The organism is Campylobacter sp. JMF_14 EL1, from assembly GCF_027737585.1.
Taxonomy (GTDB): domain Bacteria; phylum Campylobacterota; class Campylobacteria; order Campylobacterales; family Campylobacteraceae; genus Campylobacter_B.
This window is the reverse complement of the sequence record NZ_JAOVTW010000001.1, coordinates 434,806-448,374: the sequence shown is the minus strand read 5'-3', so window position 1 is coordinate 448,374 and position 13,569 is coordinate 434,806. Positions and strand designations below refer to the sequence as shown.

At 40.0% G+C, this 13,569-nt stretch carries 14 protein-coding genes; 9 read left to right on the top strand and 5 right to left on the bottom strand.

Annotation, left to right across the window (positions count from 1 at the left end):
- Window positions 1–340: 340 nt before the first annotated feature.
- Entirely contained in the window at window positions 341–1,795 is a 1,455-nt protein-coding gene (locus tag OFN73_RS02270; protein WP_270862048.1) for a Mur ligase family protein, read from the top strand.
- Window positions 1,796–1,858: 63 nt separating this feature from the next.
- Here OFN73_RS02270 and nusA read toward each other — a convergent pair whose 3' ends face one another.
- Entirely contained in the window at window positions 1,859–2,989 is a 1,131-nt protein-coding gene (nusA, locus tag OFN73_RS02265) for a transcription termination factor NusA (RefSeq protein ID WP_270862047.1), read from the bottom strand.
- Window positions 2,990–3,146: 157 nt separating this feature from the next.
- Between nusA and OFN73_RS02260 the strand changes: the two genes are divergently transcribed.
- Genes OFN73_RS02260 through OFN73_RS02245 form a run of 4 tightly spaced genes read left to right on the top strand, consistent with a single transcriptional unit; the run spans window position 3,147 to window position 6,128 of the window.
- Complete coding sequence (locus OFN73_RS02260) at window positions 3,147–3,389, top strand: HP0268 family nuclease (RefSeq protein ID WP_270858271.1); 243 nt, start codon at window positions 3,147–3,149, stop codon at window positions 3,387–3,389.
- Window positions 3,386–4,681, top strand: coding sequence for a tRNA (N6-isopentenyl adenosine(37)-C2)-methylthiotransferase MiaB (gene miaB, locus OFN73_RS02255; RefSeq protein WP_270862046.1), 1,296 nt, complete (start codon window positions 3,386–3,388; stop codon window positions 4,679–4,681). The genes OFN73_RS02260 and miaB overlap by 4 nt, the downstream gene beginning before the upstream one ends.
- Window positions 4,662–5,321 (top strand): lysophospholipid acyltransferase family protein, encoded by a 660-nt coding sequence (locus OFN73_RS02250; RefSeq protein WP_270862045.1) that lies wholly within the window; start codon window positions 4,662–4,664, stop codon window positions 5,319–5,321. The genes miaB and OFN73_RS02250 overlap by 20 nt, the downstream gene beginning before the upstream one ends.
- Before the next feature lie 48 nt (window positions 5,322–5,369).
- Window positions 5,370–6,128 carry a hypothetical protein gene (locus tag OFN73_RS02245; RefSeq protein ID WP_270862044.1) on the top strand — a complete coding sequence of 253 codons (759 nt, stop codon included), beginning with the start codon at window positions 5,370–5,372 and terminating at the stop codon, window positions 6,126–6,128.
- Here the strand turns inward: OFN73_RS02245 and tilS are convergent.
- Genes tilS through panC form a run of 4 tightly spaced genes read right to left on the bottom strand, consistent with a single transcriptional unit; the run spans window position 6,075 to window position 10,806 of the window.
- Complete coding sequence (gene tilS / locus OFN73_RS02240; RefSeq protein WP_270862043.1) at window positions 6,075–7,112, bottom strand: tRNA lysidine(34) synthetase TilS; 1,038 nt, start codon at window positions 7,110–7,112, stop codon at window positions 6,075–6,077. The genes OFN73_RS02245 and tilS overlap by 54 nt on opposite strands.
- Complete coding sequence (locus OFN73_RS02235) at window positions 7,109–8,656, bottom strand: DUF4153 domain-containing protein (protein WP_270862042.1); 1,548 nt, start codon at window positions 8,654–8,656, stop codon at window positions 7,109–7,111. The genes tilS and OFN73_RS02235 overlap by 4 nt, the downstream gene beginning before the upstream one ends.
- 18 nt (window positions 8,657–8,674) lie before the next feature.
- Window positions 8,675–9,982, bottom strand: coding sequence for a 30S ribosomal protein S12 methylthiotransferase RimO (gene rimO, locus OFN73_RS02230; protein ID WP_270862041.1), 1,308 nt, complete (start codon window positions 9,980–9,982; stop codon window positions 8,675–8,677).
- 2 nt (window positions 9,983–9,984) lie between these two features.
- Window positions 9,985–10,806 carry a pantoate--beta-alanine ligase gene (panC, locus tag OFN73_RS02225; protein ID WP_270862040.1) on the bottom strand — a complete coding sequence of 274 codons (822 nt, stop codon included), beginning with the start codon at window positions 10,804–10,806 and terminating at the stop codon, window positions 9,985–9,987.
- 125 nt (window positions 10,807–10,931) lie between these two features.
- Between panC and prfB the strand changes: the two genes are divergently transcribed.
- The 4 genes from prfB to OFN73_RS02205 all read left to right on the top strand — a co-directional run bounded on the left by prfB (window position 10,932) and on the right by OFN73_RS02205 (window position 13,499).
- Window positions 10,932–12,032, top strand: a complete 1,101-nt coding sequence (prfB, locus tag OFN73_RS02220) for a peptide chain release factor 2 (RefSeq protein ID WP_270858262.1) — start codon at window positions 10,932–10,934, stop codon at window positions 12,030–12,032.
- Window positions 12,033–12,053: 21 nt separating this feature from the next.
- Window positions 12,054–12,374, top strand: coding sequence for a type II secretion system protein (locus OFN73_RS02215; protein ID WP_270858261.1), 321 nt, complete (start codon window positions 12,054–12,056; stop codon window positions 12,372–12,374).
- 9 nt (window positions 12,375–12,383) lie between these two features.
- On the top strand, window positions 12,384–12,821 hold the full coding sequence (locus OFN73_RS02210; RefSeq protein WP_270862039.1) for a hypothetical protein: 438 nt from the start codon (window positions 12,384–12,386) through the stop codon (window positions 12,819–12,821).
- Between the two features lie 132 nt (window positions 12,822–12,953).
- Window positions 12,954–13,499 carry a hypothetical protein gene (locus OFN73_RS02205; RefSeq protein ID WP_270862038.1) on the top strand — a complete coding sequence of 182 codons (546 nt, stop codon included), beginning with the start codon at window positions 12,954–12,956 and terminating at the stop codon, window positions 13,497–13,499.
- The last annotated feature ends 70 nt before the right edge of the window (window positions 13,500–13,569 follow it).

Below are 13,569 nucleotides of genomic sequence, written 5' to 3'. Positions count from 1 at the left end.
TTTCTCGTAAGGGGGAAGGTGGCTTGAATTGCGAGGTCGCGCCCCTTCCCCCTTACAATCCCCCAACCCCCGACGACGCTTTACAAGGTGGCTAAATTTTAAAAAGCGTTGCTTTTTAAAATTTAGCTGGTTTTATTTTTATGAAACGCCTTATGGCGTTGCTGGATTGCTTCGTCAAGCCTGCGCCTTTCCTCGCAATGACAGATTAGAGTAAATTTCGTATTGACGCAAATCAAGTTCTAAATAATAAAATTTATCGCAAAAATAAGCAACAATCAAGTTTTTTTAGAATAAAATTACAGGTTTTGTAATCTAAGTCTAAATAAATTTGAGGGAAAAAATGTCGGCAGTTATTTCAAATTTTATTTTCACCCTTGCTTTGGGATTTTACGCGCTTACTTGTTTGCAGTGGTTTTCGTATCGACCGGGGCGTGTAATGCACCATTTCACCAAGCCTATGTGGCATTTGTATTTTTTCATAATCCCAGTTTTGGCTCAAATCGCGGCCATGTTTTGTCCGTTTTATTACGCAGCCTTGGGCGTGGTGACGGCTAGCTATATCGCTGTTTTGGCGCTTTGGCACAGGGGGCTGGATAAAAAGCTAGTTTTTACCGATCGCATAAAAAGGGCGTTTGCATACATAGCCTCGTTTGCGGTGATTGTGGGGATTGCGGAGATTTTGATTGATATTAAATTTTCAACCGATATTAAAATTCCAGCCGTTATCGCGCTATTTGTGGGATTGTTTTTTCATTTCAGATACGAAAAGACGCTTTTTAACCGCTTCAAAGCTAGCGCGCTAGCCAAACTAGGCACGATGAATAACCTAATCATCGTCCAAATCACGGCAAGTTACGGCAAGACGAGTATCAAAAACTTCCTTTATGATATCCTTAGTCCGCACTTTGTCTGCTACAAGACCCCGCGCTCGGTAAATACGCTAGCTGGGATTGTAAAGGACATAAACGATGATTTGCCAAAAAACACTCAGGTCTATATCGCAGAAGCAGGTGCGAGGCTGCCTGGCGATATTGCCGAAATCACCGAGTTTTTGCGCCCGCAAATCGTAGTTGTAGGCGAGATCGGTGCGCAACATTTGGAGTATTTCAAAAGCGTAGAAAATATCCGCGCTACCAAGCTTGAAGCGCTAAATTCACCGCGTCTAAAACACGCATTTGTGCATTCTAGCACGCTTTGCCACAACAGCGCCACGATTAGCACCTATGATATCGGCACAAAGGTGATTAGCTCGACACTAGACGGGATTAAATTTAGCCTTAAAATCAATGACGAAAATTTCAGACTCTCTGCGCCAGTACTTGGCGAGTTTAACGCGCAAAATCTCAGCGCGTGTGTCATGGTAGCGAGGTTTTTGGGCGTAAATGATGTATATATCCACAACGCAGTCGAAAAGGTGCATAGCGTCGAACATCGCCTCCAAAAGATCGAAAACGGCGGCAAAATCATCATTGATGACGCATTTAATGGCAATCTAGCCGGTATGCTAGCTAGCTACGAACTATGCAAAACTTACAAAGGAAATAAGGTCATCGTAACCCCTGGAATCGTCGAATCGACCAAAGAAGATAATGAAATTTTAGCCAAAAAAATCGATGAGGTTTTTGATCTCGTGATAATAACGGGCGAGCTAAATTTAAAAACGCTCAAAGACAATATAAATCCCGGCAAGGTTTATGTGCTAAAAGATAAGTCGAAAATGGTTGAAATTTTGGCTAAATATACCAAAGCAGGGGATTTGGTGCTGTTTTCTAACGACGCGCCAAATTTCATATAAATTTTAAATTTTGATTATTTTAAAATTTGCGAATTTTTAAAATTCGCAAATTTAAAAGAATTTTCACAGACCACCAAAGAGTGCTTCGAGATTTTTTAATCCCTCTTCGTTTGATACTTTTTCGCTTGATGCGCCTGTTTCGATTAGCTCGATTTCATAGCCACTTAGCATTGAGGCTAGGCGGATATTTAGGCCGTTTTTGCCGATAGCTTTGGATTTTTGGTCAGGGTTGATATAAACAATTGCTTTGTTTTCATCTGTGATTTTGACCGAATTTACAATCGCAGGCGCCATTGCGCGAGAGATTAAAATTTCAGGCGAGGCAGAGTATTCAAACGCATCTATGCTCTCTCCGCCAGCTTTTTTGTCCTCTTCGCTTAAATTTTTGCTCAAAAACTTACTCACGGCGTCGATTCTAGTGCCGCCTTTGCCCACGGTTGCGCCCACTGGATCGATATTTGGCGAAACTGAGCTAAGGGCTATTTTCGTGCGTTTGCCAGGAATCCTAGCACATGCTTGGATTATGACGCTTCCGTCTTTGATTTCAGGCACTTCTGTGCGCAAAATCGCCTCCAAAAACTTCGGGCTTGTGCGTGAAAGTTCTAGTTTGATACCTTGATTTTTGTCTATATAGGCGTTTTTGATTACAGCTTGGACGACATCGCCCACTTTGAAACTCTCGCCTTTAATGCGGTTTTTCTGTGGCATGTAAGCCTTGATATCGTCGATTTCGACAAATGTCGTTTCGCTAGCGTCGATTTTGGTGACGGTGCCGTGGGCTAGGGTGCCGATTTTGTTTTTATAGCTTTCGAAAATTTTCTCTTCGAGTAGGCGTTGGATATGGTAATTCAGCTCTTTTGCCAAAACCTGCGAAGCTGTGCGGCCGAGATTTTCGATATTTATATCATAGCTTAGCTCATCGCCAATCTCAGCGTCCCCATGCTTTTTGGCTTCGCTAATTGCGATGAAATTATCCTGTCCTGCACGCTCGTCATTATCGGCTACGACCTGGACTTTTTGGTAGAGTTTTACCTTTTTTGTAACGGGATCTACCTCGCTGTCGTAGATAAACTGCTCGCCAAACAGCCTTTTTGCGGTTTGGATAAAGGCTGTTTTGACCCGCGCGCCCACATCTGAGGGATCAAGTCCCTTTTCGTTTGCGATAGACTCGATTATGTCTGTGATTTTTTCCATAATTTTCCTTTTCTTACACTGCTAAATTTTGGGATTTTTAAAATTTTCGAGTTTCGGTATTATATTAAATTTAGACTTTATTTTTATTTAAACGAATTATTATATTAATTTTGCTAAACTCATCAGTTTAAAATTTGAAATACGAAAGGATGAAGCAATGCAAGTAAAACTCGCTAGAACTAGCCTAGAAGCGAAGCCAAAGAGTGCAAAAGTCGAAGATTTGGAAGCTCAAATCGCAAAAAGTGGTCAAAAAATTTTCTATTTAGATAGAGAAAATTCGCATAAAGATATCATTGCGTTGATAGAATTTTTCGAAAAAAAGGGATTTTCGGTCTATCAAAGAAGCGTGTATTATGGCCTAAATGAAAACGAATATATGTATGAGGTGCATATAGTTTGAAAAAATTTCTCTATATACAAACCCTCGGTTGTGCGATGAATGTGCGTGATAGCGAGCACATCATCGCCGAACTAAAAAACCAAAATTACGAACTCACAAACGATATTAACATTGCTGATTTGATCCTTATAAACACCTGCTCTGTGCGTGAAAAGCCCGTGCATAAGCTTTTTAGCGAGATTGGCGCATTTGACAAAGTCCGCAAGGCTGGCTCAAAAATCGGAGTTTGCGGCTGCACCGCTAGCCACTTGGGTGCTGAAATTTTCAGGCGCGCTCCGTTCGTGGATTTTGTCCTAGGGGCGCGAAATGTATCTAAAATCTCGCAAGCTGTGCAAACGCCAAAATTTATTAGCACCGATATAAACTACGATGAGAGCGAGTTTGCCTTTGGCGAATTTCGGGGCAGTCCTTACAAATCATACATAAATATTATGATTGGTTGCGACAAAAAATGCTCGTATTGTATCGTGCCACAAACCAGAGGCGACGAGCTCTCAATACCAGCTAAAATCATACTTGATGAGGCTAAAAGAAGTGCTGCGCGCGGGGCAAAAGAGATATTTTTGCTCGGTCAAAATGTCAATAACTATGGCAAAAGATTTTCTAATGCGCACGAAAAAATTGATTTTAGCGACCTTTTAGTAAGGCTAAGCGAGATTGAGGGGATTGAGAGGATTCGCTTTACGAGCCCGCACCCGCTTCACATGGACGATAAATTTTTAGAAGTTTTTAGCTCAAATTCTAAAATTTGCAAATCCATGCACATGCCGCTACAAAGCGGTTCGACTAAGGTTTTGCGCGATATGAGAAGGGGATATAGCAAAGAGTGGTTTTTAGACCGCGCGCTAAAACTGCGAGATTTATGCCCAGATGTGAGCATTAGCACCGATATCATCGTGGCTTATCCGACGGAGAGCGAGGCGGATTTCGCCGATACAATCGATGTGCTAAAACAGGTGAAATTCGAGCAGGTTTTTAGCTTTAAATTTAGCCCGCGTCCGCACACGCCGGCGCAAAATTTAGCACTAATCGACGATAAAGTCGCAAGTGCGCGCCTTAGCTATTTGCAGGGTCTGCATAATGAAATTTTAGATGAGATTATGAGCGCGCAGGTAGGTAGAGGGCACGAGGTGTATTTCGAGGAATTGCGCGAAAACAATCAAGTAGCTGGCAGAAGTTTTTCGAATTTTTTGGTTTGCGTAAATGGTAGCGAGGAACTGCTTGGGCGCACGCTAAATGTAGAAATCGAAAAAGCCGCTAGAATGGCACTTTATGGAAAAGTTACCCTTTAAAAAACGGCTATTTTTTTTCGTAGTCGAATACATTGCGCTTTTTTTAATCCGCCTGATTTATCTTACTTGCAAGGTCAAATTTAGCCCCCAAAAGCTACCTAGCCAGCCTTGCGTGGTGGTGTTTTGGCACGGCAGACTTGCGATGATGGCCTTTGCATATCTTCGCTACTGGAAGAGAGATCACGGCGAGGCAAAAAGTGGCAAGGTCATCATCTCAGATCACAAAGACGGCGAGATTATCACGAGAGTGATTTCGCATTTTGGTATCGGCGCGATTAGAGGATCGAGCTCCAAAGGCGCAGTTAGGGCGCTGATGAACGCATTTAGCGAAATTAAAAACGGCGTAGATGTCATCATTACCCCAGATGGCCCCAGAGGTCCAAGACACAGCGTCGCAGACGGAGCCGTCACAATCGCGCAGAAAAAAAATCTCAAAATTTACGCGCTAAACTACGAAGCGAGCCGTTTTTGGGAGTTTAGAAGCTGGGATAAAATGGTCTTGCCAAAGCCCTTTTCGCGCATAAATTACAGCCTAAGCGAGCCACTAGATATCGCTGGGCTAGGTCTTGAAGAGGCAAAGGAAAAAATAGCGAATTTGCTTTTTACTCAGGCCGAAAAAGATAAAAATTTCGATTTTTAGTTTTGCATAAACGATTTTTGGTATAATTAGCATTTTTTAGGAGAAAAAATGGGACTTTTCAAGGCTAAATCTTTTCTAAGCGTAGCGCAAAATGATAGCGAGTGCGAATTTGTTTTTAGAAAACTTGGATTTAGTAAAAAAATCGTAGATGAAAAGACGCTCAAATTTGGCGTCGATAGTGCAACTGATTTTGCGGCGCAAATGGCGGAATTTAGGCAAGGGATTGCCAAGAGTTTGCACGCAAATATACTAATCGACGACCCTGCTCAAAGGGTGATTTTTTCTAGCGAGCCAGAGATGGCGGACGAGTGCTTTTATCAAAGCGTCGATAGCGATTTTACCGTGGAATTCCCGCGCAGTGCGACTACCGGAAGCGACGAGAAATTCGGCGCGAGCTTCAACTCTTATGAAAGCCTTTTTAAGGTGCTTTATTTTTTATACAAAAATCAGCATGAAATCGATAGTGTCGCGATGTTTGCGCTCAAATTTAACGACCGCGTGGCGTTTTTGGTGGCAAACAAAAAACGCGCTCTTTATGCCGATATGGTTCTTATCGACGATGAAATGAAGGGCATGATGAGCGATAGCGACGAGCTATTTTATGAGATTTTAAATTTCCAAATCGACAATTTTTACCAGTCAAAAAACAGCGAGTTTTTGACAAATGTTTTCATTTACTCAGACGGCACGCTCAGCAATGAGATCGGTTATGTGATTTTTACACGAATCCATATCAAAACAAATCTTATCAACCTAAATTTCGCCGATTTTATCAACAAAATCGCTATGGTCGAGGCCAGAAATTAGCCCTTCACACTCTGCTAAAATTTCGCTTCTAGCGAAAATATAGGGGCGAATTAGTGGCGGAATTCGCAAAATTCGGCATTTTTCTTTGAATTTTTTATCCATTTTTGTTTTCTCAAATGGTGCGACGAAGTAGAATTTTTCGTTTTTGCAAACGCAAATTTTACCCGAAAGGACGCAGTCTGTTTTTTGGATTTCTTTTCGTTGATTTTGGCTTAAAACTACGCCTAAAATTTTACACGCTTTATCGATTAAATTTAGGCTTTTTTGCGAATTTTCAAGCACAAAAAATTTATCTTTTTGATAGATAAATTCGCCCGTTAAATTTGCTTTATCGAGCGATAAAAACTCAAAACTTTTGGCTAAATTTAAAGCGTATTTTTCTACGAATTTATCGCTAAATTCGGCCCTTACGGCGTTTCTTGCAAATTTGGTATTTTCGTTTGAAATGTCGTTAAAAAATTTGATTTTATTTTCGCTTAAAAACTCTAAAATTTGCGTTTTGCCGACATTGTAAAAAGGTCGCACGATAGCGTAATTTGCGCGATTTTCGATTTTTTCAAAGCCTAGCAGATTTGCTAGACCTGCGCCTCGTCCAAGTTGCATTAAAAACCACTCAAATTTATCGTTTAATTGGTGCGCTGTGATGAGATTTTCATAGCCAAATTTAGCGCAAATTTCATCAAAAAAATCGTAGCGAATTTTGCGCGCAGTGTTTTCAAAATCGCCTGAATTTTCTAAATTTAGCGGAGCAGTTTTGATATAAATTTTAATGCCAAATTTATCGCAAAGCTCTTTTGCGGAAATCTCTTCTAAATCGCTATTTTCGCGGGTTTTGTAATTCACAAAAGCACAATCAAATTTAACGCCCAAATTTAAAAGCGTGTAAAAAAGCGCCGTGCTGTCGCTTCCGTGCGAAAAGGCAAGTAAATTTTTCCTATCACGCAAAAAGTCCAAAATCTCGGTGTTTATGACCAAATTTTTCATTTTTTCACCGAAAAATAAAAATCGTATTTAATATCTACAAAGCTACTTTTTGCACCCATAGTTGAAAAATGATTGCTAATATCGCCTTTATACGGGACGATTTTGCATTTTAATTTGTCGTTTTCGAATGAAATTTCACCCAAATCTATCTCAAAGCGACAAAATTCTTTTTTGCAATTTTTGTTTATGTTGTGATTTTTGGCAATATATTCGCCAAAATCAAGCTCAAACACGCTTTTATTTTTGTCCGAAACTCTCACACTTTTGTGCGTGAGATTAAAATCAAGCCCATTTTGTGAGAAAATTTTTGATTTAAAATTTCTAGAAGTTATATGGTGTGTAAAACCGCTTATTTCGTTGATTTTGTCTTCGTTTTCTTTGATGTCTATACTAAAATCTTTACCTTGCAAAAGTGCGGATTTTGGCTCAATTTTTACGCCGTATTGGCGAAAAAATCCTTCAATATTTTTTAATTTTTCCAAATTTTTACTTTCTGGCGTGATATTTTCATAAATTTTAAGCTGTGAGTTTATACTGGTTTTTAAAAAATTTAACGGCGAAAATACACTAAAAGCAAGAATACAAGCAAATAAAATAAGCATAAATTTATGCTTTAAATTTGCCAAGCTAAAACACAAAGCCAAAAAAATCCAACCGCCAAAAGCCACGACAAAATAGCGATTTGGCGTAATTCCGTATTGGTTTATCCGCACTAAAATGGCATAAAAACTCACGCACAAAAGCCCAAGTATGCAAAATGCAAAAAATTTATCAAATTTGGTTTTTTGTTCTTTGAGCCAAAACAAAATCAGCCAAAACGCACTAAACCAGATGATTAGATGAACAATGCTTATTTTTGGATATACCAAATTTAAGGCACGAAATAGTAAATAAATCCATAAAATAACACAATAAATAAAAGCCAAAAAATAGATTGCTTTAAAAATTTTATTTTCTTCAAATACGGAATTTAACGCGATTTTGCCAAGAAGCAAAACAAAACAAAACGCAAATGCCAAAACAAAAGAAGCCGGAAAAATCTCATCTCTTATTCTAAACAGCGAGTTTAGCGTTATCCAAAATGCCAAACAAACGATGGTTAAAATCACGCCTACAATGAGGCTTTCAACAAATGCGCTAATCGTGATATTTAGTTTAATCGGCAACGCAAAAAGTGCTACTAAAATAAGAATTACGCTTAAATTTAGTATAAATTTGTATTCGCCAAATTCAGCAAAATAGCCACTTGCGGTATTTGAAATAGTATTTGTGATGATAAATAAACAAATCGCCACACCAAAAATCAAAACTATGCGAAAAAGCCGATTTTGTGGTATTTTTAGGTTTTCAAATACAGCCGAAGTGCTAATCAAAATGAGACAAAAATAAATAATATCTGCGATTTCTTTTGATTTATAAAAATCAATAAATATCAAAAAAGCCAAAAATATGGCACAAAATGCGGCAATAACGGTAGAAATTGGAAATGTTTTATAGCTATTTGAAATCTCAAAAAGATAGTTTTTGCTTTTAAATAAATTCATTTTTGTCCTAAATTTGATTTAAATTTTCTCTATAATCCTACCGATGAGTTTTCCGCCCACGAATTCGCTAATCTCGCACTCATATAGCCGTCCGATTTGCAAATTTTCTATCTCGCTTTCGTTGATTAAAATCTCGCCGTCGATGTCTTTGTCCCAAAGAGCTAGTTTTGCGCCGTAAAAAAACTCGCCTTCACTGCTAATGCCTGTGATTTCCACGCTTTGCGTGGTGCCTACAAGCCCGGCGAAACTTGCCAAAATCGCTTTATCCACGATTTTTTCGATTTTATTTAGCCGTTTTGTGATAACGCGAGTTGGAATTTGCTCCATATTAAAACTTGCTGTGTCTTCTTCTTTGGAGTAGGCAAAGGCTGAAATTCTATCAAATTTAAACTCGCTTAAAAACTCGCAAAGCTCGTTAAATTCGCTCTCACTCTCGCCCGGGTGTCCGATTATCACGCCGGTTCGCAAAAACGAATTTGGAGCAGAGCGCATTAAATTTAGCAAATTTAAAATTTCATTTTTGCCGTTTCCGCGCTTCATAATTTTTAGCATTTCGTCATTTATGTGCTGGATTGGCATATCGAAATAATTCACAAAAACGCTTGATTTTATGATAGTTTTAATCAAATTTTCGCTCGTCGTAGTCGGATAAAGATAAAGAATTCGCGCAAATTTTACGCCCTCAATCTTTTCAATGCGATTTATAAGCGCGATTAGCCCGTCTTTTTCGCCCCTATCTCGCCCATAGCTGCTCGTATCTTGCGCGATAAAGCTAAAATCATAAAATCCCTGCGCGACCAAATCCCTGACTTCGGCTTCGATGTCATCTAAACTGCGACTTTTCAAACGCCCTTTAAAGCTAGGAATCGCACAAAAACTGCATTTTTGGTTGCACCCTTCTGCGATTTTAATGTAAGCGTGGAAATTTGAGCCAGTAATTACCCTTTTTTGCGTGGTTTGCAAGTAAGTGCTAGGCGAAAATAGATTTTGTTTTTTTAAAATCATCTCATCGATTTTATCGTAGTCGCCGACACCACTGAAAATATCGACTTCGGGAAGCTCACGCATAAGCTCGTCTTTGTAGCGCTCCATCAAGCAGCCAGTTACAACCAAAACGCCGTTTTTTTTCTTAAATTCGGCGAGTTCTAGGATTGTGCGGATACTTTCTTGCTTTGCCGAAGCGATAAATCCACAGGTATTTACTATCATGACATCGGCATCGGCTGGATTGTCCGTAATTTCGTAGTTTTGTAACCTACCTAGCATAATCTCGCTATCGACGAGATTTTTATTACAACCAAGGCTTACTAAATAAAGTTTTGGCATTTTTACAACCAAATATTATCGATTAGGCGGGTTTTGCCGACCTTTGCGGCGACAAGAATAATGGTGTTTTTAGGCTCGATTTGGTCTAAAATTTCGAAATTTCTATTTACAAATGCGATATAATCGACCTCTAATGGCTCTAAAATCGAAAGCATTTTATCCTTTAAAATGCTCGTGCTAATCTCGCCTTTGGCGATTAGATTGCTAGCGTTTAAGAGGGAGCGCGAAATTTTAAGCGCTAGCATTTTTTCCTCTTCGTCCAAATACGCATTGCGCGAGCTTAGAGCCAGTCCATCGCTCTCTCTGACGATTTCGCATGGCACGATATTGATGTCCATTAAAAAGCTTTTTACCATATTTTGCACGATAAAGAGCTGTTGAGCGTCCTTTTTGCCCATATAGACATTGTTTGGACGAACGATATTGAAAAATTTATTCAGCACCATACACACGCCGTCGAAGTGCCCTGGGCGGGTTTTGCCCTCTAAGATTTCAGATGTCGGGCGCACCGCTATGATTGTTGGCTCGCTATCAGTGTAGATTTCGCTAACTTCTGGGATAAACATAGCGTTTATGTCTAAATTTTCGCAAATTTTAATATCTGCTTCTTCGTTTTTTGGATATTTTTCGTAATCCTCGCCCGGTAAAAACTGCGTAGGATTTACGAAGGTCGATACGATTACGATGTCGTTTTCGTTTCTGGCTTGTTTGATTAGGCTTATGTGTCCAGCGTGCAAAGCCCCCATTGTAGGGACAAATCCCACATTACCACAGGCATTGGCGCGAAATGCTCGTAACTCTTCTACTGTTCGAATAATTTGCATATTTACTTCCAAATTTTGAAATTTAAAGGGCGATTATAACTCAAAAAAATTAAAATTTAACTCTGGGTTAAAAGGGTTAAAAGCTTTAAGCTGTTATAATCTCGCAAAAAATTTAAAGGCAAAACTTGGATAATTACGAATATAGCGAACTTTTGAAAAACCTTGACATAAAAATCAATAATATTAGCTCGATTATCAAACCAGATGAAATTAGCGCGCGCTTGGAGGAAATTTCAAAAATCGAAGCGGACGAGAAATTTTGGAGCGATGTGAAGCTAGCAACTCAAATCGGACGCGAAAAGACCAAAATAAGCTCGGTTTTGGCAAAATTTAAAAAGGCAAATTCTGCGCTTGATGATGCGCGTGAAATTTACGAATTAGCCCTTAGCGAAAATGATGATGATACGATAAACGACCTTTTCGAGGGCGCAAGCGAGTTAGAAGAGGAAATTTCAAATTTAGAGTTAGCGATGATGCTCGGTGGCGATGACGATGACAAAAACGCGATTATCACTATCCACCCAGGAGCTGGTGGGACAGAGAGTTGCGACTGGGCGGGCATGCTGTATCGTATGTATAGTAGGTTTTGCGAGAGAGAGGGCTTTAAGGTAGAGGTTTTGGATTTCCAAGAGGGCGATGAAGCGGGGATTAAAGATGTAAGCTTTATCGTGCGTGGCGAAAACGCCTATGGGTATTTAAAGGCCGAAAACGGAATCCACCGCCTAGTGCGAACAAGCCCATTTGATAGTGCAGGGCGTAGGCACACGAGCTTTTCAAGCGTCATGGTAAGCCCTGAGCTAAACGATGATATTGAGATAAATATCGAGGATAAGGATATCAAAATAGATGTTTTTCGCGCTAGCGGGGCAGGTGGTCAGCACATCAACAAAACAGAAAGCGCTGTTCGCATAACTCACTTAGCCACTGGGATTGTGGTGAATTGTCAAAATGATAGAAGCCAACACAAAAATAAAGAAACGGCAATGAAGGTGCTAAAATCGCGACTTTACGAGCTTGAACTTATGAAAAAACGAGAAGCAAGCGATAGTATCGAAAAAAGCGATATTGGCTGGGGACATCAGATTCGCTCTTATGTGCTTTTCCCGTATCAGCAGGTCAAGGATAACCGCTCAGGCGAGGCGTTTAGCCAGACTGATGCGATACTTGATGGCGATATAAAAAAGCTAATCGAGGGCGTTTTAATTTCGCAAGCAAACAAACAATAAATTTCATTAGAAAGGATTAATATGAGTGAAGAGGGAATTCTTCTAGCATTAGGTTATACTTCAAGCGAGGCGGTGATAGCGCAACTTCGCGGTATTTTGTCAAAATGTGATTTCACAGACACAGAGTTGGAGCACATCGTTACACTAAACGATAAGCTTAAAATTTATGATGCTTACATCGCTATGTCAAATACAAATCCGTATTTTAAAATCAAAAATGAGGCCGCTACAAAAGAGCGCAAAGAGGCTGTTGTAGATATGATCAAGGCTTGGTCGGATAAATTTAATATAGCCTTAGAAAAAGTGCCGAACAAAGACACTTACTATATCTTAGGCAGATAAGGATAGCTTATGAAAAATTTAATCGCTGTGATGATTGCAGGATTATTTTTAGCAGGTTGTGTCAGCAATGCACCAAAAAGTGCTGTAAGCGCGCCAAAGGCTGGAAAATACAGCTATAACGAGATCCAAGACGGAATCCGCCCTATGAATTTGCAAGGTAATGCTGTTCAAAGCGATGCTTGTAAGCAAGGAAATGGTCCGTTGTGTTTTAGTTTTGCTGAATCAATGTATGCCAAAGGCGATTTCGCCTCAGCTGCAAATGCCTACAACATGGCATGCACTGGCACGCAGAATTTCCCAGCTTGCATGAAATTAGCTGATATGTTTGAGCGCGGTCAAGGCGTCGAAAAAAATATTTTTAATGCGATTGATCTTTACCGTGTAACTTGTTATTATGGATACAAAAACGCTTGTGCAAATATGAGGCGCTTGGGTTATAACGGCTAAATTTAGCCAAATTTGGGGCGAAATTTTAAAATTTATCAAATTTCGCCCTAGCTTTCAAATTTAAATTTCATAAACAAAAAATTTAATCACGCAAATGTAAAATTCGCTCCGATTTCATAAAGGAGATACAAAATGAAAATTTTAAAATTCGCAATTCTTGGCGCGATTGTCGGTCTGTTTTTCACAGGCTGTGCGCACACGAGAGCCTCAGGTAGCGTGGTGTATGATAGCGGAAGTCCGTATTATAGGGGGTATTACGAGAGCGATTATTACTATGACAGAGGATATCGCCGTCGTCCTGTGATTTATGATAGACGCCCAGTTATCGTGGATAGGCGTCCTGTCGTGGTAGATAGACGCCCAGTCGTGGTTCGGGACAATCGCCACGGCCATATAAATACTCGCCCGCACACTCGCCCAGCCATCTCTTCGCACCCACACAATCACCGCCTGGGCGATAAATCAATCCGCCACGAGCGCGAAATTCGCAAAATTCATGCTAACAACGGCGAACGCGAAATGACCTTGCGTCGGGCTAGAAGGGAAGCAGAAGTTATCAAAGCAAGCTCTCGTTACAAAGAAATCAAAAGGCGCGAACGCGAGGCTAGGGGGTTTGATAATGACAACGGCGAACGCCGCAGAAGCGCGCACAGAGATATAAAACGCAGAACAAGATAGATGAAATTTGGCTAAATTCATTGAAATTTAGCCAAATTTGGCTGTTAAATTTAGCCAAATTCTTACGAAA